This is a genomic window from Rhizobium sp. P2_G9, assembly GCF_056403475.1.
Map to the genome: position 1 here is coordinate 87,969 of NZ_JBFUFK010000037.1, position 19,180 is coordinate 107,148.

Annotated in this window: 20 protein-coding genes and 1 riboswitch; of the genes, 12 read left to right on the forward strand and 8 right to left on the reverse strand. The window is 60.3% G+C overall.

Features of this window, described 5'->3' with window-relative positions; genetic code table 11:
* Window positions 1-5: 5 nt before the first annotated feature.
* Complete coding sequence (locus AC1DYF_RS27160) at window positions 6-200, forward strand: hypothetical protein (protein WP_477880269.1); 195 nt, start codon at window positions 6-8, stop codon at window positions 198-200.
* A gap of 22 nt (window positions 201-222) precedes the next feature.
* Here AC1DYF_RS27160 and AC1DYF_RS27165 read toward each other — a convergent pair whose 3' ends face one another.
* From AC1DYF_RS27165 to AC1DYF_RS27175, 3 genes are all read right to left on the reverse strand, one after another.
* Window positions 223-1,788, reverse strand: coding sequence for an FAD-dependent oxidoreductase (locus AC1DYF_RS27165; protein WP_477880271.1), 1,566 nt, complete (start codon window positions 1,786-1,788; stop codon window positions 223-225).
* Window positions 1,789-1,908: 120 nt separating this feature from the next.
* On the reverse strand, window positions 1,909-2,250 hold the full coding sequence (locus tag AC1DYF_RS27170) for a type II toxin-antitoxin system RelE/ParE family toxin (protein WP_477880273.1): 342 nt from the start codon (window positions 2,248-2,250) through the stop codon (window positions 1,909-1,911).
* Window positions 2,247-2,543 carry a ribbon-helix-helix domain-containing protein gene (locus AC1DYF_RS27175; RefSeq protein WP_477880275.1) on the reverse strand — a complete coding sequence of 99 codons (297 nt, stop codon included), beginning with the start codon at window positions 2,541-2,543 and terminating at the stop codon, window positions 2,247-2,249. Before AC1DYF_RS27175 ends, AC1DYF_RS27170 begins: the two co-directional genes overlap by 4 nt.
* Window positions 2,544-2,712: 169 nt before the next feature.
* Here AC1DYF_RS27175 and AC1DYF_RS27180 point away from each other — a divergent pair, with 169 nt between their 5' ends.
* The 5 genes from AC1DYF_RS27180 to AC1DYF_RS27200 all read left to right on the forward strand — a co-directional run bounded on the left by AC1DYF_RS27180 (window position 2,713) and on the right by AC1DYF_RS27200 (window position 9,120).
* On the forward strand, window positions 2,713-3,645 hold the full coding sequence (locus tag AC1DYF_RS27180) for a glycine--tRNA ligase subunit alpha (protein WP_477880375.1): 933 nt from the start codon (window positions 2,713-2,715) through the stop codon (window positions 3,643-3,645).
* Between the two features lie 41 nt (window positions 3,646-3,686).
* A complete protein-coding gene (locus tag AC1DYF_RS27185; protein WP_477880277.1) occupies window positions 3,687-5,267 on the forward strand; it encodes a glycosyltransferase family 39 protein in 1,581 nt (526 codons plus the stop codon).
* A gap of 97 nt (window positions 5,268-5,364) precedes the next feature.
* Window positions 5,365-6,501 carry a glycosyltransferase gene (locus AC1DYF_RS27190; protein WP_477880278.1) on the forward strand — a complete coding sequence of 379 codons (1,137 nt, stop codon included), beginning with the start codon at window positions 5,365-5,367 and terminating at the stop codon, window positions 6,499-6,501.
* 103 nt (window positions 6,502-6,604) lie between these two features.
* On the forward strand, window positions 6,605-7,159 hold the full coding sequence (locus AC1DYF_RS27195; RefSeq protein ID WP_477880280.1) for a LemA family protein: 555 nt from the start codon (window positions 6,605-6,607) through the stop codon (window positions 7,157-7,159).
* A gap of 17 nt (window positions 7,160-7,176) precedes the next feature.
* Entirely contained in the window at window positions 7,177-9,120 is a 1,944-nt protein-coding gene (locus tag AC1DYF_RS27200) for a DUF2207 domain-containing protein (protein WP_477880282.1), read from the forward strand.
* A 12-nt stretch (window positions 9,121-9,132) separates the two neighbouring features.
* On the opposite strand, the gene AC1DYF_RS27205 is transcribed toward AC1DYF_RS27200, so the two are convergent.
* Window positions 9,133-9,564, reverse strand: a complete 432-nt coding sequence (locus AC1DYF_RS27205; protein WP_477880284.1) for a hypothetical protein — start codon at window positions 9,562-9,564, stop codon at window positions 9,133-9,135.
* Window positions 9,565-9,756: 192 nt separating this feature from the next.
* On the opposite strand from AC1DYF_RS27205, the gene glyS reads away from it, so the two are divergent.
* The 3 genes from glyS to AC1DYF_RS27220 all read left to right on the forward strand — a co-directional run bounded on the left by glyS (window position 9,757) and on the right by AC1DYF_RS27220 (window position 14,025).
* Entirely contained in the window at window positions 9,757-11,871 is a 2,115-nt protein-coding gene (glyS, locus tag AC1DYF_RS27210; RefSeq protein ID WP_477880285.1) for a glycine--tRNA ligase subunit beta, read from the forward strand.
* 303 nt (window positions 11,872-12,174) lie between these two features.
* Window positions 12,175-13,374: a hypothetical protein gene (locus AC1DYF_RS27215; protein ID WP_477880287.1), complete on the forward strand. Its 1,200-nt coding sequence runs from the start codon at window positions 12,175-12,177 to the stop codon at window positions 13,372-13,374.
* Between the two features lie 333 nt (window positions 13,375-13,707).
* Window positions 13,708-14,025, forward strand: a complete 318-nt coding sequence (locus AC1DYF_RS27220) for a helix-turn-helix domain-containing transcriptional regulator (RefSeq protein ID WP_477880288.1) — start codon at window positions 13,708-13,710, stop codon at window positions 14,023-14,025.
* On the opposite strand, the gene AC1DYF_RS27225 is transcribed toward AC1DYF_RS27220, so the two are convergent.
* The gene (locus AC1DYF_RS27225) at window positions 14,022-14,537 is read right to left on the reverse strand and encodes a glycosyltransferase family 2 protein (RefSeq protein WP_477880289.1); all 516 of its coding nucleotides are present in this window, start codon (window positions 14,535-14,537) and stop codon (window positions 14,022-14,024) included. The genes AC1DYF_RS27220 and AC1DYF_RS27225 overlap by 4 nt on opposite strands.
* 124 nt (window positions 14,538-14,661) lie before the next feature.
* Between AC1DYF_RS27225 and AC1DYF_RS27230 the strand changes: the two genes are divergently transcribed.
* The 3 genes from AC1DYF_RS27230 to bluB all read left to right on the forward strand — a co-directional run bounded on the left by AC1DYF_RS27230 (window position 14,662) and on the right by bluB (window position 17,703).
* Window positions 14,662-15,822: a PA0069 family radical SAM protein gene (locus AC1DYF_RS27230; RefSeq protein ID WP_477880290.1), complete on the forward strand. Its 1,161-nt coding sequence runs from the start codon at window positions 14,662-14,664 to the stop codon at window positions 15,820-15,822.
* 223 nt (window positions 15,823-16,045) lie between these two features.
* Entirely contained in the window at window positions 16,046-16,693 is a 648-nt protein-coding gene (locus AC1DYF_RS27235; RefSeq protein WP_477880292.1) for a ribonuclease HII, read from the forward strand.
* Between the two features lie 48 nt (window positions 16,694-16,741).
* Window positions 16,742-16,927, forward strand: a riboswitch (cobalamin riboswitch).
* Window positions 16,928-16,974: 47 nt separating this feature from the next.
* Entirely contained in the window at window positions 16,975-17,703 is a 729-nt protein-coding gene (gene bluB, locus AC1DYF_RS27240) for a 5,6-dimethylbenzimidazole synthase (RefSeq protein WP_477880294.1), read from the forward strand.
* Window positions 17,704-17,762: 59 nt separating this feature from the next.
* Here bluB and AC1DYF_RS27245 read toward each other — a convergent pair whose 3' ends face one another.
* From AC1DYF_RS27245 to AC1DYF_RS27255, 3 genes are all read right to left on the reverse strand, one after another.
* Window positions 17,763-18,254 (reverse strand): F0F1 ATP synthase subunit B, encoded by a 492-nt coding sequence (locus AC1DYF_RS27245; RefSeq protein ID WP_477880296.1) that lies wholly within the window; start codon window positions 18,252-18,254, stop codon window positions 17,763-17,765.
* A gap of 14 nt (window positions 18,255-18,268) precedes the next feature.
* Entirely contained in the window at window positions 18,269-18,871 is a 603-nt protein-coding gene (locus tag AC1DYF_RS27250; protein WP_477880297.1) for a F0F1 ATP synthase subunit B, read from the reverse strand.
* 76 nt (window positions 18,872-18,947) lie between these two features.
* Window positions 18,948-19,172 carry a F0F1 ATP synthase subunit C gene (locus AC1DYF_RS27255; protein ID WP_477880299.1) on the reverse strand — a complete coding sequence of 75 codons (225 nt, stop codon included), beginning with the start codon at window positions 19,170-19,172 and terminating at the stop codon, window positions 18,948-18,950.
* Window positions 19,173-19,180 lie beyond the last annotated feature (8 nt).

Here is a 19,180-nt window from a genome sequence, read left to right on the forward strand (position 1 = left end):
CAATAGTGGGACTACCCAAACTTATCTTCTTTGCACTGATCGTCTTCGTCGGCTGGTATATCTACCGCAGGTTCGTCAATGACGCGACCAAGCTCGCCAAGACTTCCGAGATCAAGCGCAAGGAGCAGCAGAACAATGCGGTCGGCACGCTGGTGAAGGATCCGGCGACCGGCGAATACCGGTTGCGCCGCGACGAGTGAGAGCCGTCCTGGCGGACGATCATCACACTTCCTGGCGCCAGACCACGCGGCGGAGATAGCCATAGAGCGGCGCCAGATCGCTTGCATCGCCGCGCACCGCCACGACCTGATCGGGACGGATCAGCACCCAGCCGCCATCACCGAGGTTGAACCGACTCCGGGCCTTGCCGCCGGGATCGCGTTCCGGCGGGATATGCACGACCGAAAGGCGATCTTCGGTCCCGGCCTGCGCGGCCTCCATGCTGACCGACGATTTGGCGTCGAAGACCAGCAATGTATGATGTCTCCCTGATATCAGCGGCCAGAGCGCGTGCTCGCCGGCCACACCGTCGGCAACCAGCACGTCACGGGCTCGGGTGCCGACATCGGTGCGGCGCGGGGAATGTGGCGGTTCGCCGAGCGCGACCAGCGGGCCTTTGGTGTAGATGATCTCGGTCTCGGAAAGCTGGGTCTGCAGCATTTTCTGCACCGCGGTCAGGTTGCCGAACACGGTCACGGCGATGTCTTTCAGGATACGAACCGCCGGATTGTCATTGAAGGCGACGTGGAGTTTCTGCGCCGAGCCCTTGATGACCTCGCGCGCCACCGGCCGGCGCTCCGGCTCATAGCTGTCGAGCAGCAGTTCCGCGTCGCCGATTTCCTGGATCGCATAAGCCAGTTTCCAGCCGAGATTGGTGGCATCCTGAAGGCCGGTATTCATCCCCTGGCCGCCTGCGGGACTATGGATATGCGCCGCGTCGCCGGCAAGGAAGCATCGTCCGACACGATAGCGCTCCGCCAGCCGCTCATTGATCCGGAATGTCGACAGCCAGCTCGGATCGTAGAGCCGAATGCCGGGCGGGCCGAAACGCTCGGCATGTTGCTGCATTTCCTCGATGTTCGGGGCCTCGTCACTCTCTTCGCGACGGATGGCGAACATCCGCCAGGTCTCTCCCGCAAATGGGAAAAGGGCGATGCTGCCGCCGCGATTCCACCAGATGTAAATGTTGTCGTGATCGAGATCGCCGCCCTCGATACGGGCGTCGACGAGCAAGAAGGTCTGCGGCTCGGTATAGCCTTCGAATTCGATGCCGAGCCCATGGCGCACGGCGCTTCGGGCGCCGTCACAGCCGACCAGATAGCTCGCGCGCGTCTCCTCCATCCGGCCATCCGCATGCTTGAGCATCGCCGTGACGCCGGACCCGTCCTGGACGAACTCCGTGAGCTCGACGCCTCGCTCGATTGTCACGCCGAGCGCCGAAAGACGTGCGGTCAGCAGCTTCTCCGTCTCGAATTGCGGCAGAAGCAGCGGAAATGGGAACGGACTATCGATACCATCRCCCACAGCGATCCGCGCCAACTGGCGACTTCCATCGCCGGCGCAGAGCGCGTGCAGCCGCTTTCCAGCGGCGAGGAAATCATCAATGACGCCCATGCCCTGCATCGCTTCGAGGCTTGCACTCCAGATGGCGAGCGCCTTGGAAACGGTGGCCGGGTGTTCTGCCTTGTCGATCACGCGGACACTGATGCCGTAACGCCTGAGCGTAATAGCGAGAGCAAGGCCTGTCGGCCCGGCACCGATAACAAGCACATCGTTTTGCTCAGTCATGCTTCCCCTCCCCCACACTGCGATGGCCCCTCGGCAGGATCAATTTCAAGGCGGATGATAATGCCGCATTGTTCTATTGATATGAAGCACAGCGCCCGGATGCATGGGACGCCAATGCTGTCAAATATTGCGTGAAAGATCCTGGTTTTCCCGCTCCGCGGCGATCTTCTGCCAGTCCTGTCCGGCATATGTGACGCAAACGATCTTCACGATGCGGGTTTCATCGCGGACGCTGAAGCAGACTATGGCTTTTTCGGCAGCCGGCAGCGCACGGAGGCCGGGAATGATTTCGTCACGGATGGTACCGACGTGCGGGAAGAGTGAGAGGTCAACGATCCTTTCCCGGATTTTCCGCATAATTCTGAGCGTCGTATCGACGCCGGCGAATGGGGCAATGTAGTCCTGGATCGTTTCAAGGTCGCTTTCGATCAGCGGATGACGCTCGATCACATATCGCTTCATCTGGCGGTAGCGCCGAATTTTGCCCTGAGACGCGCTTCGAGATCCTCGAACATGGTGTCGTTTTCGTCCATCGTGATCCACTGATCATCCGGGGTTTGCAACCGCCGCCTGATCTCGTGCCTCATCTCCCAGACAGGATCGCTCTGATCTGCGTTTTCGCCTTCAGCCAACATTGTATCCCGCAGGCTTTCAGCAATTACTTCCGACACAGACGTATAGGCGCCTTCCCGGACTTTGCGTTCTGCGAATTCGAGCTGGTTTTCCGACAGTTCGATCGAGATCTTTACATTCATGGCTGTCTCAGGCTCCACGATTTGTTCTAGCAAGGATATACGACATTGCGCCTATCTTCAATCAAGCCGGATTGCCACGAAGTCCTTGACCCCCGCCGCTCCGCGTGGCACTTCACGCCCGGTCATTCAAACCTTCAGAACAAGTGCCATGTCCGAGCTTCCCGACTATATGAACCCGGCCCGCTCCTTCCAGGGGCTGATCCTGACGCTGCATAACTATTGGGCGGACAAGGGTTGCGCGGTGCTGCAGCCCTACGACATGGAAGTCGGCGCAGGTACGTTCCATCCGGCCACCACATTGCGCGCGCTCGGCCCCAAGCCTTGGCGGGCGGCCTATGTGCAGCCGTCGCGCCGGCCGGCCGATGGGCGCTATGGCGAAAATCCCAACCGGCTGCAGCATTATTATCAATATCAGGTGATCCTGAAACCCAATCCGTCCAATTTGCAGGAGCTTTATCTCGGCTCGCTCAAGGCCATCGGCCTCGATCCGCTGCTGCATGATATCCGTTTTGTCGAAGACGACTGGGAGAGCCCGACACTCGGCGCCTGGGGCCTCGGCTGGGAATGCTGGTGCGACGGCATGGAAGTCAGCCAGTTCACCTATTTCCAGCAGGTCTGCGGCATCGAATGCGCCCCGGTCTCCGGCGAGTTGACCTACGGCCTCGAGCGCCTCGCCACCTATCTGCAGGGCGTGGATTCGATTTTCGACCTCAATTTCAACGGCCGCGAAGGCGAAGAGAAGATCACCTATGCCGATGTCTTCCTGCAGGCCGAGCAGGAATATTCGCGGCACAATTTCGAATATGCCAATACCGAAATGCTGCACCGGCATTTCATCGACGCCGAGAAGGAATGCCAGGCTTTGCTCAAGGCCGGCGCGCCCGGCGACAGCGACAATCAACGCCTGCACAAATGCGTGCTGCCGGCCTATGACCAGTGCATCAAGGCGAGCCATGTCTTCAACCTGCTCGACGCCCGCGGCGTGATTTCGGTGACCGAACGCCAAAGCTATATCCTGCGGGTGCGTACGTTGGCCAAGGCCTGCGGCGAAGCCTTCCTGCTCACCGATGCCGGCGGCGTCAACTGGCCGAAGGCGGCGTAAACCACAACGATCATCAGCTCCAGCAGTAATGAGTTCCACCGATGGTGACTGGCGTTGACACAAAATCCGATCTCGGCAAGGCGCCGATCGGCGGTATTTTCGATCGTCTGGACGCGTTGATCGCCCGCTTCTTCTGGTGGGCGGTCGCTGCCGTCACCTTGATCGGCCTGATCTTCCGGCTTCCGGGGCTTTCCAGCCGTTCGCTCTGGATCGATGAGCTTTATAGCGAATGGTTCGCCAGCCGGTCCTGGCACGATCTCTGGGTGGAGGTTCCGCAATACGAAACCCATCCACCGATGTACTATTCGATGTTGAAGCTCTGGATGGGCATCTTCGGTCACTCGGAAGCCGGCATGCGCAGCCTGTCGCTGGTTGCCAGCCTGCTGACAATCGTCACGCTGGCGGTTGCCGGGCGGGCGCTGCGCGCCGGTCGTTTGGGTGATCGCGCCAGCCTGCTTGCGGCTCTGCTGCTTGCCGCAAATTACGGAAATATCCGTTTCGCACTGGATTCACGGCCTTACGGACCCCAGACCTTGTTTGTCACGCTTGCCATCCTGGCATCACTTGCTCTCGGCCAGCGGCTCTGTGCAGCCCCTGAAAGCGGCAACCGAGCGGGCTGGGGTGGCTGGGCGCTGATACTCGGGCTCGCCGGAGGATTTTCGCTCTGGCTGCACAATACCGGGTTCTTCGTCGCCTCGGGCATATGGGGCGGCCTGGGTCTGGTCGTTCTGTTCGGCAATCCGGCCCGGCGGCTCGTCAATCTCGCGATCGTCGCAGGCACCGGCCTGCTCGCGCTTCTCGTCTGGGGCCCGGGTATCTCGATCTTCCTGCATCAATCGGGCGCCTTTTCCGGCCTGAGTTTCTGGATCAAGCCGCGGATACCGGATCTCTATGAAGCCTGGATGCAGACGCTCGGGGATGGCTGGCCGCAATTCATTTTCGGCCTTGTCCTGCTGCTCATCGGCATCGTGGCCATGATCAGGCTTGAGCGGACGCTTGCCGTGCAGGTRCTGGTCATCCTCCTCCTGCCGCTCTATGCCGTGCTGGCCGTCAGTTTCACGGTCAAGCCGATCTATATCAACCGGCTGTTCGAATGGATGGCGCCGCTGACGCTCGCCGTCGTGGCGTTCGGCCTTGTGGCCTGGCGCGGGCCAAGATGGATCGGCGTCTGTCTAGCCGTGGTGATGATCGGCTGGTCGTCGGCGCGGTCGATCGCCGACGAAGGTCGCATCACCGAGGACTGGCGGTCGGTGATCACGGCAATCGGCGACAACGCGCAGCCCGGGGATGTCGTCATCGCGCTGCCGGCCCAAGGCCTGTTAGCCGTCGAATACTACGCCCGTCGCTATCCGAACTTCCCGGATCGGGTCTATGTGCCCGGTCCCTATCCGCAGCGGCACCTGCCGCGCATCTATGTCAGCAATCTCGGCGGGCCTATGCTGATCGAGGACGACTTGAAGCTGGTGGACGCGGCGCTCGCCACGCATAAGCGGGTATGGTTCATTCATCTCGCACCGCAGCTTTATGATCCTAAAGGAATGGTGCTATCGCGGATCAAGGCCGCGCTGCATTTCTCGCGCGCTTACGGGAACCAGTTGTCGACTGTCGAATTATTTGACTGATCACAGCGACAAATTGTTTCACCGTCTTGAGGCTGTCATATTTTTGTATACGAAGTCCATCCCAAGCTTTCCAATCCAAGTATGAGTAGTTGGCCCTATGCTGCTGGACGTTGTCGAACATACCCAGGAAACAGAGACGATCGCGACCCGGTCGCCGGCTCTGACAATCGTCGTTCCCTCCTATAACGAGCGCGACAATATCCCCGAACTGTTCCGGCGGCTGAAGCTGGACCTCAGGGGCATCGCCTGGGAAATGGTCGTCGTCGACGACAACAGCCCTGATGGCACTTACGAACTCACCAAGAAGATGAGCCTCGAGGATCCCCGCATCCGCTGCATCCGGCGCGTCGGCCGGCGCGGGCTGTCCGGCGCCTGCATCGAAGGCATCCTGTCATCCGCGGCCACGGTCGTGGCGGTCATGGACGCCGACCTGCAGCATGACCAGACGCTGCTGCCGCTGATGTATGAGCGGATCGAAGCCGGAGCCGACATTGTCATCGGCAGCCGCTATGTCCAGGGCGGCTCGGCCATGGAAGGCTTCTCCGCTGTTCGCCGCTGGGGCAGCAAGCTCGCCACCCGGCTTGCGGTCAAGATCATGGGCGTCCAGGTTTCCGACCCGATGTCCGGCTTTTTCATGCTGCGCCGCCGGATCGTCGAGGACAAGGCCGAGTCCTTCTCCAAGGAAGGCTACAAGCTGTTGTTCGACATTCTCTCCACTGCGGGCAAGGGACTGAAGATCGAGGAACTGCCTTATAGTTTCCGCGAACGCCAGGCCGGCGAGAGCAAGCTCGACACACTCGTCACCGTCGATTATCTCGGGCTGCTGGTGTCGCATTTCTTCGGCGGCGTGCTGCCGGTGCGCTTCCTGATGTTCAGCGCCGTCGGTGTTTCCGGTATCGCGGTGCACCTGCTCGTGCTCAACTGGGCGCTCTCGATCATGCATCTCACGTTCGAGTGGTCGCAGTTTGCCGCTGTCATGGTGGCGATGACCTGGAACTTCATCATCAACAACCGGCTCACCTATCGCGACAGCCGGCTCACGGGTTGGCGCTTCCTCACCGGCATGCTCACCTTCTACGCGGCCTGTTCGATCGGCACCGTCAGCAATGTCGGCGTCGCCAGCTGGATCCATACCTTCTACTCGACTGCCTGGGTCGCCGGTCTCGCCGGCGCGATCATGGGCGCGGTGTTCAACTATGCCGCAAGCTCGGTGCTGATCTGGAAGCGCGCCTAAGCGCTTCCTTTCAGCCGATCCGCAGGAAAAAACCACGGCGTGCCGATGACTTCGGCAGGCTGGAACGTTACCTCTTCAAAATGAAAAATTGGAGGGGGACCCCATGACTTATATCGTCATCGCCGTCATCGTTATCGCTGTCCTGCTTGTCATATTCCTCTATAACGGCCTGGTACGCGCCCGGCAGATGGCTGAAGAGGCTTGGTCCGGCATCGACGTGCAGCTCAAGCGCCGCGCCGATCTGATCCCGAATCTGCTTGAGACCGTCAAAGGCTATGCCGCGCACGAAAGGCAGACGCTGGAAGAAGTCGTCGAATTGCGCAACAAGGCGCAATCCGTGCCAGCCGGCGACGTGGCAGGCCGCAGCGCCGCCGAAGGCCTGCTGGGCCAAGCGCTCGGCCGGGTGATGGCGATTGCGGAAGCCTATCCCGATCTTAAAGCCAGCCAGAATTTCGCTGAACTGCAGCGCTCGCTCGACGGCATCGAGGGTGAAATCCAGATGGCCCGCCGCTACTATAACGGCGCCACCCGTGACCTTAACATCAAGGTCGAGAGCTTCCCGTCGAACCTGCTCGCCGGTCCTTTCGGCTTCCAGAAGCGAGCCTTCTTCGAGATCGACAACCCGGCGGATCGCGCCGTACCATCCGTCAAATTCTAGCGCGCGCGGGGGCTACCATGGTCAATTTCAGGTACCGCCTCAGCATTCTCCATCTCCTCGCGCTCCTGATCGCGGGGCTTGTCGTTTCGGCGCCGGCGCAAGCCATGGAGGTGATCAAATCCTACCATTCAGACATCGAAGTCGCGAGATCCGGCAAGCTGACCGTCACCGAAACAATCACGGTGTCTGTTGAGCACGACAGGATCCTGCACGGTATCTACCGCGATTTTCCGCTGACCTTCACCGGCAATGACGGGCAGATGCACCGCGTCGATTTCAGCCTTGTCGATATCAAGCGCGACGGCCGGGACGAGCAGTTCAAGACCAGCAGTCTCGACAACGGCGTCCGTATCCTGATCGGCAAGGACGACACTCTCGTCCCCACCGGCGACCACACTTATGAGATCAAATACGAGACCGGCCGGCAGATCCGCTATTTCCCGGATCACGACGAACTTTTCTGGAACGTCACCGGCAATGGCTGGGAATCTCCGATCCAGGAGGCCACCGCGACCGTGATCCTGCCCCCTGAAGTGAAGCCGGACGCGACGGTGTTCTATACCGGCGCGATTGGCGCGACGGAAAAGAACGCGCGCGTAACGGAGGCCGATGGCCGGATCTTCTTTGCCACCACGCGGCCTCTCGGCCAACATGAAGGCCTGACGATCGGGGTGAAATTTGCCAAGGGTGCCATCCTGCAGCCAACCTCCAGCGACAGCTTCTGGTGGACCTTGCATGACCGGATGAATGCCATCGCCGCCGGCGTCGGCTTCATCCTCGTCTTCCTGTTTTTCTCCGTACAGTGGTGGCGCATCGGCCGCGACCCTGCCCGGGGCGTTGTCGTGCCACGCTGGGATCCGCCGGCCGGCCTGTCGCCGGCGCTCGTCAACTATGTGGCCAATCGAGGCTTCAACCATGGTGGCTGGACCGCATTTTCGGCCTCTGCCATAGACCTTGCCGTCAAGGGGCTGATCACGCTCGAGGACCTGACGAAAACGGTGATGCTGAAGCGCACCGACAAGGCGCCGGCGGACAGGTTGCCGCTTGGTGAAGACAAGATCTACAACGCCGTGAAGACCGGTTACTTCGCAATCACCAAGGACAACGGCACCAGGCTGCAATCACTTGGCAGCGATTTCCGCTCGGCAATCGACAAGGAGCACAGCGGCAAATATCACAGCTACAATGCCGGCACGATCGCGCTCGGCATCATCCTCACCATTATCGCCTTCATCGCCGTGCTTGCTATCGGCGATTTTACCAGCGACATGCTCGGGCTGATGGTCGTACCCGTCGTCATCTTCCTGTTTGTCGCCATCTTCTCGGCTGTGCTGTCGGCGACGGCGCTGTCCTCGCCTTCCGTCGTCGCGCGCGTTTTTGCCGGCATCCTGCTCACCGCATTCTGGCTTGCCTTTGTCGTGATCATCCTTTCCGCGATCTGGGCGGCTGTCGATGCGGCGCGCTCGCCTGACGACAGCGTCGCCTATATCGTCTGTCTCGCCATGATCATGATCGCCGCCTTCTTCAGCGCGATCATGGGTGCGGCGACGCCGCTCGGGCGCGAACTGCGCGACGGTATCGAAGGGCTGAAACTCTATCTCACAGTGGCGGAAAGACAGCGAATGAACATGGCCGGCGCGCCGCAAATGTCGCCCCAGCATTATGAGACGCTCCTGCCCTTCGCGGTTGCCCTCGGTGTCGAACGTCCCTGGTCCGAGCATTTCCAACGCTGGCTGGATGCGGCGGGCGCGGCGGCCGCCGCGAGCTACCAGCCCCTATGGTACAGCGGCAGCAATTTCAACAGCGACCGGTTTGGCGATCGCATATCGAGTTTCTCATCGTCGCTGCCAGCAACGATTTCCGCCTCGCTGCCCGCTCCAACATCGGATTCATCCTCCGGCTTTTCCTCGAGCGGATCGTCGGGTGGCGGCGGCGGTGGCGGTGGCGGCGGGGGATGGTGACATCGAAGCTTGCTATGCGGGCAGAAAGATCAGTGGCTTCGTATCCTGGATGTAGCCTTCGTCGAAAACCACTTCACCATTCGCGACGCGATAGGGTGTCACCATGATCAGCGGTTCGCCATCCCGATGCTCGTGCCGGATGGCGATCGCGTCCCGCTTGCCGCCATCGCGCTTGTCAAAGGTATCATAAGCGATAGCAGCCGCTCTCACAGAACCTGCCGACGCTTCTTTTCTGAGCGATGCTATGTAGTAGTCAATCAGGACCTGGCTGTCGGGATGCTCGTCTTCCAGATTGGGAATGACGTACCGCGCTTCGCCGTCCGCTGACATCTCGGCCGCGATGGGGTAGAATTCCCCATTCTTCTCCAGGAGGTTGATCGCCATGCCGACCAACATCTCTCCGAGTTCGTTGTGATCTGCGTTTGCTTCGTCTTCGATACTCATCGCACGTCCCCTTTAAAGTTTTCGTTGCCTCAATTTATGCTCAAACGCCGGTTGATACGAGGCGGATCTTGCCGATTTCGACTAAGCCGTCAAAGGTCCGATGACAGGCAAATGGCGCCTTATTCTAGATGACAACCTCGCCGGAACTTGCTAGGTCCGAGCCCTGATTTTCGCCCGACTGAAAGCCATTCCATGCCCGATCTTCTCATCGAACTCCGCTCCGAGGAAATTCCCGCGCGCATGCAGCGCAAGGCGGCCGGCGACCTGAAGAAGCTGGTCACGGATGCGCTTGTCAATGCGGGCCTGACCTATGAAGGCGCGCGCGAATATTGGACACCCCGGCGCCTGACGCTCGACATCCGCGGCATGACCGCCCGCTCCGCCGACACGCGCGAGGAGAAAAAGGGGCCTGGTGTCAATGCCCCGCAACAGGCAATCGACGGCTTCCTCCGTTCGGCCGGCCTGACCTCGATCGACGAGGCGATCAAGCAGAGCGACCCGAAGAAAGGCGAATTCTACGTCGCCGTGATCTCCAAACCCGGCCGCTCGGTCGAGCAGATCGTCACCGAGGTGATGCCGGAGATCATCCGCGCATTTCCCTGGCCGAAATCGATGCGCTCGGGCGCGGCGTCGGCCAGGCCGGGCAGCTTGCGTTGGGTGCGTCCGCTGCAATCGATCGTCTGCACCTTCGGCTCCGAGCACGAAGAGACCGTGGTGATCCCGTTCGAAGTCGATGGCATCGTCGCCTCCAACATCACCTACGGCCATCGCTTCCATGCGCCTGAGCCGATCACCGTCAAGCGCTTCTCCGATTATGTGTCGAGCCTGGAAAAGGCCAGGGTCATCCTCGACGCTGAGCGCCGCAAGCAGATCATCCTGCAGGACGCCAAGAACGTCACCTTCGCCTCGGGTCTTGATCTGGTCGAGGACGAGGCACTGCTGGAGGAAGTCTCGGGCCTGGTCGAATATCCGCATGTGCTGATGGGTTCTTTCGAGGAGGATTTCCTAAAGATTCCGCAGGAAATCATCCGGCTGACGATCAAGACCAACCAAAAGTGCTTCGTCACCCGCCGCAACGGCAGCGACGCGCTCTCCAACCATTTCATCCTCGTCTCCAATATCGAGGCAAAGGATGGCGGTGCCGAGATCATTCACGGCAATGGCAAGGTCGTGCGCGCCCGTCTCTCCGATGCGCTGCATTTCTACAGGCGCGACCAGGGCGACATGCCCGACCTCGACACGCTGACCGCATCTGCCGCCAAGTTCGGCCTTGATCTCAAGAAGCCGCTTGATCAGCGCATGGCCAAGCTGGATCACCTCAACGTCACCTTCCATGCCAAGCTCGGCACGCAGGGTGATCGGGTGGAGCGCATTCGGGCACTGGCGTCGGAACTGGCGAAAGTCACCAAGGCCGACCCGATCAAGGTCGACCGCGCCGTGGTGCTCGCCAAGGCCGATCTTCGGACCGAGGCAGTCGGCGAATTCCCGGAACTGCAAGGCCTGATGGGCCGAAAATATGCGGTACTGCAAGGCGAGGATTCATCTGTCGCGGCAGCGATCGAGGACCATTACAAGCCGCAAGGCCCCTCGGATCGCATTCCAACCGATCCGGTCGCTATCACGGTGGCACTGGCCGACAAGCTGGATACGCTGGTTGGCTTCTGGGCGATCGACGAGAAGCCGACAGGTTCGAAAGACCCCTATGCGCTGCGCCGCGCAGTGCTGGGCGTGATCCGCATTCTTCTTGAGAACGGCATCCGGTTACCGTTGCTGACCATAGCCGAGGATCGAGACCTCCTCTCCTTCTTCCATGACCGACTGAAGGTCTATCTCCGCGACGCCGGCCGCCGCCACGATATCGTCGACGCCGTTCTGACCGAAGATGCCGATGATCTTCTGACCATCGTCCGCCGCGCCGAAGCGCTGTCGACCTTCCTCACCTCCGAGGACGGCACCAATCTTCTGGCCGGGACCAAACGTGCCACGCAGTTGCTGGCGGCAGAGGAAAAGAAGGGCACGGCGATCGCCGATCGCATCGACCTGCAATTGCTGACGCTTCCAGCCGAACGGGCGCTGCACTCGGCAATCGTGACGGCCTCTCAAGGGGCTGCGGAAACTGTCGCTCGCGAAAACTTCGAAGGCGCCATGGAAGCGTTGTCAAAGCTGCGCAGCCCGGTCGACACGTTCTTCGACACCGTGCTGGTCAACGACGAGAACCCGGAGATCCGCGCCAATCGGCTCGCACTGCTTGCCGCGATTCGCAGTGCCACCGGCACGGTTGCGGATTTCTCCAAGATCGCTGGATAGGTCTTCCGCCCACTTGAATGAGATAATCCCCGGCTTTCCCTGCATGTTGAGCCGGGGCCCGCATGTCATCGTCCGCGCGTCGGAAAATGCGTCGCTTTGCTCCCATCACTCTGTGGGTGGGCGCTTGGCCTGTCGTAGAGAATTGCTACCGATCTTGGTGCTTCAAAAGCATAGGACAGCCGGACGCCTGTAGTTGCTTTTGCGAAATTTCCCGCTGAAACAAAATGAACAACGGCTTCACTCGAAGTATCTCGCTGAAACGTTCTATCCAGCAGAAAATGTCGCTACAAGGAAACCGGCTCCATGGTGAAGGTCATTCCACTCATCATCTCAATCGACCGCAAGCTCACGTCTGCCTACAAAATGACCGCCTCGAATACCACTTACATTCTGGAACAAGGGGCATCGATCACAACGGATAGTCCGGATGCGCTGTTTTACCAGGATGGCGTTTCAAATAGCCATCTCATCATAAAAGGACACGTAACCGGCGGAGACGGCAATACCGATACCGCCGTGAACTCTGACCCGAGCGGCTGCGACGTCAAGATCACCTCGACCGGGGTTGTCGAGGCCGGCGTCGGCGTTGAGCTGGGCTTTGGCAATCAACAACTCACCAACCATGGCACCATCGATGGCTCAAACTACGGCGTGTGGCTGCAAAGCGTCCAGCAGACGGTGACCAATTTCGGGCACATCTCGGGCGGCCAGAATGGCATCTCGGCCGGCGGCCTTGGTGATGTCAGCGTTGTCAATGAAGCGGGTGGCCGCATCACATCGCAAAGTGCCGCCGTTCAGTTCGATGGTTCGTATCATACGACGTCGACCCTGACCAATGATGGCTTGTTGAAAGGAGCATGGGCATTCTCCGGCAGCTACGGCGATGACACGGTGACCAACCACGGCCAGATGAAGGGCTTGATCTATATGGGCGAAGGGGACGACACCTTCGACAATCGTGGCGGCAAGGTCGATCATGATATCTACGGTCAGAAGGGCAACGACACGCTGATTACCGATGATGCCAAGGTGCATCTTCAGGAAGATGCCGGTGGCGGCACCGACACGGTCAAATCGACGGTGACTTACACGCTGACGGCCAATGTCGAAAATCTGATCCTGCTCGGCAATGCCAGTATTGACGGAACAGGCACAAAGAGCGCCAATGCGCTCACCGGCAATCACGGCGACAACACGTTGATGGGCATGGCCGGCAGCGACACCCTTGATGGCGGCCAAGGCAACGATCTCCTGGTAGGCGGATCGGGCAAGGACGTCTTCGTTTTCGCGACGCATGACGGTCAAGACACAATTACAGACTTCAAGGCTGGAACAGACCATATCGACCTGACAGGTCAAAATGCCATCAGTGACTTCAACGACCTGGTCAACAACCACGTGAGCGCGTCCAATGGCGATCTGGTGATCCACATGGGTACCGATACGCTGACCCTCCAGCATACCCTGGTCGGCGACCTCAATGTCAGCGACTTCTCGTTCTGAGCCAGATCTTCCGTCATTCGGTGACAGACCAAAAGGCAGACGCACAATGAGATGACATGCCTTGCCGGAGGGGAACCTTCATCGGCGGGCATGTCGCGATCCGGATCAGGATATGCCGAGGAATTGGCCGCCTTCCGAGAAATGCCGAAGCCCGTTAACCATTTGATAACGAAATGCCATTTCCGCCTCGGCGGTGTGGCTCATTGGCCACGCCTGGCCCGGCATTCATCATATTTCACGAAAATGAGAATTTATTTGATCGCGTCGCCGTGATTGCGACGAACTCGCCCCTATATATCCGAGTGTACTCAAATAGTGATCAGGATGCCGAAGATGGCTCTCCCAAAAGACTTCAAAAAGAATATCAGAGCCCGCCTGCAATCGGACCATGCCTTCCGCTTCGCGCTGCTTTCGGAGGCCGTGGAAGTGCTGCTCGGCGACGACCTGCCGACGGCAAAAAGCGTGCTGCACGATTATATCGAAGCGACGATCGGCTTCCGCGAACTGTCGGAACGAACAGGCATTTCCGAGAGAGGCCTGATGCGGATGTTCGGCAAGGCCGGCAATCCGCGTGCAGATCAGTTGTTCAAGGTGCTTGCCACGCTACAGCGCTATCAGGGCATCCAACTCTCCGTGGATGCCGCCGCCTAACGGCGCTCGCGCAGCACCCAGGCTGGGATCAGTTCCGACCGCAACGTCTTAGCGGCAGAGGCCTTGGCAAGCCCTTTGAGGTCCATGCCGGGCTGCACGAGTGCGCTGGCCTGACGCTTGGGCAGTACCAGGCCGAGTTCCAGTTCGCCCTTGCGCCGCCACCGTTTGAAGAACGGCCGGCGGAATCGGCGTGACGGCGAAAAGCGTGCCGGCGCCTTCGCGAGTGAAGCATATTCGAGGATTTCCTCGATCCAGCCGCTTTGCGGCCGCGCGCCAGGCTCCAAGAGCATCAGCCAATCGCCGCGCGCATTGCGGATCGTCTCGTCGAGCGTCCAGGTGTCGAAGAATTTGCAGCCCGCGGCGTCGGCAACGCGCGCGGAACCGTCGCGTGAACCATGGTCGAGCACGATCACGTCGCTCACCAATCCATCCACCGCGCCCGACACCAGCACCGCCAGCGTATGCGCCAATTCCGGCTCGTTATCCCGGCATTCCAGCAAAACAGTCAGCATGGTCAATCGTTATTACAACAGCCCTGAAAATGCCAGTCGGCAAATTTGTTCTTGCATTGTTCTCGTTTTGAAGATAGGAAAATAATCATGACGGGGCAGAGAGTCGCCTCGCAGGAGTTGCCCAATGATCAATCTGTCTCTTTCGAGGCAGGCCGCATTCGCGCCTGCCAACACGGCAGAGCTTGCCGATGGTTTGCTGAAGGAAAGCGGTCTGCGCATTGATATTGACCGCCGTCGCGGTCGTGGCGCCGGCATCAACCCGTCCGGCCGCTTCGAGCCGCAGGAGCGCGAAGTGCTCGATGACGGCTGGCAGACAATCGAAACGCTGGAGCCGTTCAAGACCGAAGTGCAGGTGGAAAAGCCGCGCGCGATCATCACCCGCAACGAAAGCCCGGACATTCCGTTCGACCGTTCGATCAACCCCTATCGTGGCTGCGAACATGGCTGTGTCTACTGCTTTGCGCGGCCGACGCATGCCTATATGGGCCTGTCGCCGGGGCTCGACTTCGAAAGCAAGCTGTTTGCCAAGCCGGATGCGGCAAAACTTCTCGAACGCGAACTCTCAAAGCCCGGCTACAAGCCGAAAGCCATTGCCATCGGCACCAATACCGACCCTTACCAGCCGATCGAGAAGGAATGGCGGATCATGCGCCAGATCCTCGAAGTGCTGAATGCGGCGAATCATCCGGTATCGATCGTCACCAAGTCGGCGCTAGTCATGCGCGATATCGACATCATCGCCAAAATGGCGGAGCGCGGCCTGGCACGAGTCGGGATTTCGGTGACGACGCTCGACCGGCGGCTGGCACGGCTGATGGAACCGCGCGCTTCGACCCCGTCGAGGCGGCTGGAGGCAATCCGGGCGCTGACCGAGGCTGGCGTGACGACGGCAGTGATGGCAGCGCCGATGATCCCTGCGCTGAACGATCACGAGTTGGAGCGCATCCTCGATTCAGGCGCTGCTGCCGGCGCCAAGGAGGCAAGCTATGTGCTGCTGCGCCTGCCGCTCGAAGTCAGCCCACTATTCCGCGACTGGCTGCTCAGGAATTATCCGGACCGCTACCGGCACGTGATGAGCCTGATCCGCTCGATGCGCGGCGGCAAGGATTACGATGCGGAATTCGGCAAGCGGATGAAGGGCGAAGGCCCCTATGCCTGGCAGATCAGCCGCCGATTCGAGCTGGCAGCCAAGAAGCTCGGCATTCGCAGGACGCGCAGCATGCCGCTGAACACGGAGCTTTTCGTGCCGCCGAGCGGTGCGGGCGTACAGCTCAGCCTGCTTTAGGTCTTTGTTTGTGCATGTCTTGGTCGATCCGGGGCGGCCCGCCTGCCGTACCGGATCGGCGAAAACTTCAGTGTCTCACTCGCACCCTGCCCGCATCAGGCCGAGGCACTGAATTCCGCGCCGCCGGCAATCCCTGTCCCGCCGGCCTGCGCACCCAGTCCTAGGAACGCCGCCCTCGTTCCGGGACTTGCGGGGAATCGGTGGAAGTGTCATTTGAACCCGCATGAGACTTCTCGCCGATTCCCTGCCCCTGGAGGAAATCGAGCCGGCTCCAACGTTCCGGTTCGAGCAGGGATTGATGCGCGACGGCTACCGGCTGGTGGCCGGCATCGATGAAGTCGGCCGCGGCCCCTTGGCCGGTCCGGTGGTCGCAAGTGCCGTGGTGCTTGACCCCGACAATATCCCTGATGGCCTTAACGACTCCAAGCAATTGACGGCGGAGCGGCGCGAAGCGCTCTACGAGCTCATTCTTGCCAGTGCGCTCGACGTGGCAATCTCGTCCGTCTCAGCGCCAGAAATCGATAGGATAAATATCCTGCGGGCAAGCCTCGAAGCCATGCGCCGTGCGGCGCATTCGCTGCATAGCCGTCCGCATTTTGCCCTCATCGACGGCCGCGACGTAGCGCCCGGCCTGCCCTGCCCCGGCAAGGCGATCGTTTCCGGCGATGCACGGTCCCTGTCGATTGCCGCGGCGTCCATCGTTGCCAAGGTGACACGCGACCGGATGATGGTCGCGGCAGGCCGCCGCTATCCGGGTTATGGCTTTGAATTCCATGCCGGCTACGCGACAGAGTTCCATCGCAATGCCATTGTCGAGCTTGGCCCCTGCGCCATCCACAGGATGACATTCCGCCCGCTGCGGAAGGATTGATTGCGGCATTCGAGGTCGGCGTACCGCTTGCCTCCCCTCACCGCTTCTGCTTAAACAAGTGTGTCCGGTGCCCAGAATATGGGAGAATCGGGAAGCCGGTGTGATGCCGGCGCGTGCCCAACGCTGTAAGGGGGATGGGCTGCCGGGCTTTTGCCTGATGCCACTGGGAAACCGGGAAGGCTGCAGCGCCAGATGATCCCAAGCCAGAAGACCGGCCGGACATGATAGACGCGGGCGCGCGGACGGCGCCAGCTGAGAAGGCATTCCGTCGGGGATTGACGATGCACGCCTCCATTTCTCGCCACCTTGCGGCGGCCGGTCCGTTTTCCGAATCCGAGACCGCAGCGGTCTACCGCGCCATTCATTCGCGCCGCGACGTGCGCAATGAATTCCTGCCCGATCCGGTGCCGGACGATGTTCTTCATCGCCTGCTGACAGCGGCCCATGCCGCACCGTCGGTGGGCTATATGCAGCCGTGGAACTTCATGGTCATCCGCGACGAAGAGAATCGGCGGGCTGTCCATCGCATCTTCCATGATGCCAATCTCGAAGCCTCCGATCGCCTGGAGGGCGAGCAGAAGCGCCGGTATATGTCGCTGAAGCTCGAAGGCATATTGAAGGCGCCGGTCAATCTCTGCATCACCTGCGACCGTAAGCGCGGTGGCGACTTTGTCCTCGGGCGAACGCATAACCCCAACATGGACCTCTATAGCACCGTCTGCGCCGTACAGAATTTCTGGCTTGCCGCGCGTGCGGAAGGCGTCGGCGTCGGCTGGGTCAGCATTTTCGACCATGACCGGCTGAAGACGCATCTCGGCATTCCCGAAAGCGTCGAGATCATCGCCTATCTCTGCGTCGGCTATGTCGAACAGCTCTATACCTCACCGGAACTGGCGGTGAAGGGCTGGCGGGAGAAAATCCCGCTCGACAAGCTGATCTACCGGGAGCGCTGGCCAGAGGCCTCGCATGTCCTGTCATTCTATCGCGAGATCGAATGCCGCAAGAAATGAAAAACCCGCCTCGGTGACGAGGCGGGTTTTAAAATGTGCTGGCAGTTGTCCGCTTGCGCTTAGTTGAGGCGCGCCTTGACTTCGCCGACGGCCTTGTCGAACAGGCCATTTGACGTATTTTCGTCCAGCTTGCTCGCCATCAGCTTTTCAGCGGCGGCGACGGCCAGGTCGACGGCAGCGGAGCGGACAGCGGTGATCGCTTCGTGCTCGGCCTGCTTGATCTTCTGCTCGGAGAGCGCAGTGCGGCGGGCGACATAGTCGGCCGTCTTCTGCTTGGCCTCTTCGGCCAGCGCTTCGGCCTCACGCTTGGCGACAGCGACGATCTCGGCAGCTTCCGCTTCGGCTTCCTTGCGCTTCTTCTGGTATTCCGCCAGAAGCGACTGGGCTTCTTCACGCAGTCTCTTGGCGGAATCGAGCTCATCGGCGATCTTAGCGGCACGTGCATCGAGGCTCTTGGCGATCATGCCTGGAACCTTGAGGTAGATCACGACGCCGAGAAAAATCACCAGGGCGACTTGTGCCCAGGTCTGGGCCCATAAAGTTGCATCCATGACGAACCTCCCGATCAGCCCTTGGCAGCCGCGACCGCGGAAGCGGCATCGGCCTTGTTTACGGATATGCCGGCAAGCGCTTCGACGATCTCGGCAGCCGTGTCTTCGGCAACCGTGTTTACCTCGCCCAACGCCCGGTTCTTGATCTCGGCGATGCTGGCTTCAGCCTCGGAAATCTTCTTGGAAAGCTCGCTTTCGAGCTTGGTGCGCTCTGCGTCGGCTTTGCCCTTGGCTTCGTCGCCGGCTTCGCGAGCGATCGCCTGCGCCTTGGAGCGAGCCTCGGCAAGTTCGGCCTCGTACTTGGCGACGGCAGCGTCGGCCTCGTCCTTCATCCGCTTGGCCTCGGCGAGGTCACCGGCGATGCGGCCCTCACGGGCAGCAATGATGCCGCCGATGCGTGGCGAGATCATCTTCGAGACGAGATAATAGAAAATACCAAATGTGATCGCGAGCCAGAGCAGCTGCGACGGAAAATGGCTGGGATCGAATGGCGGAAACGCCTCATGCTCCACCTTCGGCGGCACACCTTTTTCGGTGTTCGTCGCGGTGGCGGCGGGCTTGGTCGCGTCCGTTTCGGCGGCCGTGGCCGACAGAGCATAGGCTGTCGTCACAAACATTCCTACCTCCAGGCAAGGATATGGCATCAAAACAGGTCACGAGATTGCTCCCGTGACCCGGTGCTTTAAGCGCCAATTACTTGAAGAGGGCGAGCAGCGCGACGAGGAGCGAGAAGATGCCCAGAGCTTCCGTAACGGCGAAGCCGAAGATCAGGCGGCCGAACTGGCCATCAGCGGCAGACGGATTGCGAAGAGCGCCAGCCAGGTAGTTGCCGAAAATGCTGCCGAGACCGATAGCTGCACCACCCATGCCCAGGCAAGCGATACCTGCACCGATTAGCTTTGCTGCTTCCACGTCCATTTTGAACT